The organism is Streptomyces sp. NPDC002577 (assembly GCF_053594815.1).
In genome coordinates this window covers 1-2,312 of the sequence record NZ_JBSFWK010000102.1, presented here as the reverse complement: position 1 = coordinate 2,312, position 2,312 = coordinate 1, and the positions used below count along the sequence as shown (strand labels likewise).

General features: G+C 71.6%; 2 protein-coding genes. One reads left to right on the top strand and one right to left on the bottom strand.

Translation table 11 applies throughout. The annotated features are described in order from the left end of the window. Positions 1 to 90: 90 nt before the first annotated feature. Complete coding sequence (locus tag ACWD4J_RS44040; RefSeq protein ID WP_451401188.1) at positions 91 to 1,035, bottom strand: LysR family transcriptional regulator; 945 nt, start codon at positions 1,033 to 1,035, stop codon at positions 91 to 93. Positions 1,036 to 1,116: 81 nt separating this feature from the next. Between ACWD4J_RS44040 and ACWD4J_RS44035 the strand changes: the two genes are divergently transcribed. Next, complete coding sequence (locus tag ACWD4J_RS44035) at positions 1,117 to 2,094, top strand: DMT family transporter (protein ID WP_451401187.1); 978 nt, start codon at positions 1,117 to 1,119, stop codon at positions 2,092 to 2,094. Positions 2,095 to 2,312: the final 218 nt, after the last annotated feature.

The window sequence follows — 2,312 nt, the reverse complement described above, 5'->3', positions numbered from 1 at the left end:
GACCACCCGGCTCGCCCCGGATTGCCAGTAAATGTCAATCGTCATGAACCGATGCAAGCCGGGCGCGATTCCAAGATCTTCAGGACACTCCTAGGGCGCGGCGGTCCGCGGCTCCGGCTCGGCGGGTTCCTCTGTGTCCCGGCCGCGGATCGTCGCAGCCGCTCGGTGCAGTTCCGCCAGGACCGTGCGGACCGCCTTGCGCGCGGTGCGCTCGGGGCGGTGGAGCGCGTCGAGGTGGCGTCGGGCCTGGACGCCACTGAGCGGTTTGAGGACCAGTGCGGGGTGCGGGCGCACGGTCAGACGCGGCATCAGCGCGAGCCCACCCCCGGCAGCCACGGCCTCGGCGGCCACCGCGAACTCGTTGATGCGGTGGGCGCGATGGATCCAGCGGCCCGCCGCCGCGGCGATGGCCTCGATGGTGGCCATGAGCGGAAAGCCGTCGTGCACGGTGATCCAGGGCTGATCGGCCACGTCCCGCGGAGACAGCCGATGTCTGCCGGCCAGCGGATGGCCGGCGGGCATGGCCACATCGAGCGGCTCGCGCAGCAGCGTGGTCGCGGTCACCGTGCCCGGCCACGGCGGGGCGTGGTCGAGGCGGTGGGCGAGGACGATGTCGTACTCGCGGGTGAGCGGCGGGAAGTCGTCCTGTGCGACGTCCTCGTCCGCGAGCGCCAGCCGTGGATTGCCCGGACCGGAGAGACCACGCAGCAGCAACGGGAAGAACGCCGTACCCGCGCTGTGGAAGGCCGCCACCGACACCTCACCCTCCGGCCGGTCGACGAACTCGTCCACCGTGTGCCGGGCCCTCGCCAGCGCGGTCTCCACCTCGATCGCCGCGCCCGCCAGCGCCTGCCCGGCCTCCGTGAGCACCAGCCGCCGCCCCTGCCGCTCGGTCAGCGGCACGGGGATCGAGCGCTGCAGCAGCCGCAGCTGCTGCGAGATCGCCGACGGCGTCACCAGCAGTGCCTCGGCGACCGCGGTGACGCTGCCGAGCTCTCCCAGCTCCCGCAGGATCCTCAGTTGCCGTTCGTCCACCTCCTCAGTGTAGGGAAACTGAAGGGTCGCTTTAGAAAGTGGTTCTGGGCTTCACGGATGGCTGCGGTGCACCGTAGGCGCATGTCCGATGCCCGCCGTACCGATGCGGTACTTCTCCTGGTCGCGCTCGTCTGGGGTTCCAGCTATCTCTCCGCCCAGACCGCCACCGCGGCCCTCCCCGTCCTGCTGGTCCTGTTCGCGAGGTATCTCCTCTCGGCGCCGGCCTGTCTGGCTTGTCTGGCCGGCTTCACCGGTCTCGGTCCGGCCGCCGGCCGTCAAGGGCGCCGCAGATGGACGCGCGACGAGATCCGCGCCGGGGTGCCCCTGGGGATCACGCAGGCCGCCGTACTGCTCGTGGAGACGTACGGCGTCGCCCACACGACTGCCGCCAACGCCGGGCTGATCATCAGCCTGACCATCGTGCTCACTCCTCTCCTCGACCGCTCGGGCCACCCCGGTGGTCTGCCTCCCGTCTTCTTCGCGGCCGCCGGGGTGTGCGTGCTCGCGGTCGGACTCCTCATGTCCGGCGACGGCTTCCACGCACCCCGGAGCGGTGACCTGCTGATGCTCGGCGCGGCGGTGCTGCGGGCCGGGCACATGGCGCTCGTGGGGCGGTTCACCGCGGGCCGGGCGATACGTCCGCTGCAGCTGACGTCGGTGCAGACCGTCGTCGGCGCCGCGCTGTTCCTTCCGCTCGCCGCGGGCGACCTGCCGGCTCTGGTACGAGCCGACACGGCTACCTGGCTCCAGCTGCTCTACCTCGCCCTGTTCTGCAGCGTGTTCGCCTTCCTCGCACAGACCTGGGCGGTGCAGCGCACCTCGGCCAGCCGGGCCAGCCTGCTGCTGGGCACAGAACCGGTCTGGGCCGCCGTGGTGGGCATCGCCCTCGCCGGCGACCGCTTCACCCTCCTCACCGCCCTCGGCGCGAGCCTGATGGTCGCCGGCACCTACTGGGGCCAGGCCGTCGAACGCGCCCACCGCACCGCCACCAAGCCCCGGGCTACCGCCCCCGATACCTCGGCGGCCCGGGCAACCGCCCCGGAACCCGCCGGAGGCTAAGCCCCGGCACCGGTCACCACCGAGACCCGGCCAGCCCCACTGGACCCCACCCGACACCCAGCCACCGCACCGGATACCACCGAGACCCGAGCCGCCTCACCGGAACCCGCCGCAGACCCGCCCCCTAGTCTTCTGAGTCAGGAATTCTGTTCAGATAACTGGCGAGGCGTTCGAGGATCTCGTTTGCGGTCTTGGTCCACACGTAGGGCTTCGGGTCG

Bases quoted from the DNA above. Each gene is read 5' to 3' on its own strand.
- ACWD4J_RS44035 (WP_451401187.1), top strand. From the start codon at position 1,117: ATGTCCGATGCCCGCCGTACCGATGCGGTACTTCTCCTGGTCGCGCTC.